Source organism: Priestia sp. P5_B4, assembly GCF_056400385.1.
The window spans coordinates 1-657 of sequence record NZ_JBFULJ010001400.1 but is presented as its reverse complement, the minus strand read 5'-3'; the positions used below and the strand labels follow the sequence as shown (position 1 = coordinate 657).

The 657-nt window shown below is 68.5% G+C and carries 1 protein-coding gene; it reads right to left on the bottom strand.

What is annotated here, in order from left to right:
- On the bottom strand, positions 1–657 hold a 657-nt coding region (locus tag AC1DRF_RS31230; protein ID WP_477742728.1), incomplete at both ends, for a tetratricopeptide repeat protein.

The following is a 657-nucleotide window of genomic DNA, read 5'->3' as shown; positions in this document are numbered from 1 at the left end:
GTAATCGCGCACGTCGAAGCGCTGGAACACCGCGATCGCGCGATCGAGTTCCTGCAGCGCTTGCGGCAGATGCCCGCGCTGCGTTTCGATGCGCCCGAGGTTGACGCCGACGGTCGCGGCTTCCACCAGGTCGCCCGAACGCTGCATCGCGATGCGCGCCATGCTCATGTCGTGCACGGCGCCATCCATGTCCCCCTGCTGCACGCGCGCGACGCCGCGTCCGTTGTAGGCATTGCCTTCGAGAACCGGATCGTCCGGCTTTCCGCGCGCGATGATCGACAATGCCTGACCGTAGTGTGCTTCGGCGGCCGGGTAAAGCTCGCGGCGGATGTCCACCGCGCCGCTTCCCATCAGCGCTTCGGCGCGTACCTCGTCGTCGGACGTGGCTTGCAGGATCGAAGCGAAAAGACGCGCGGCCTCGTCAACGCGCCCGGCGCGAAATGCGAGCTGGCCTTCGCGCAATCGAAGGCGGGGGTCGGTGCGTTGGGATGCGGGCGCGGTTTCGATGAGGCGCCTTGCATTCGCAATCTGCCCGACGAACAGTTCGGCGTCGACCTGCTGCAGCCGTTCGATGAGCGCACTTGGCGCTTCGTCGGCGGTCGTGCGGCCGATGCGCCGCAGCCACGCGTCGGTGGCGGCCGCGGCGGCGGTGAGCGC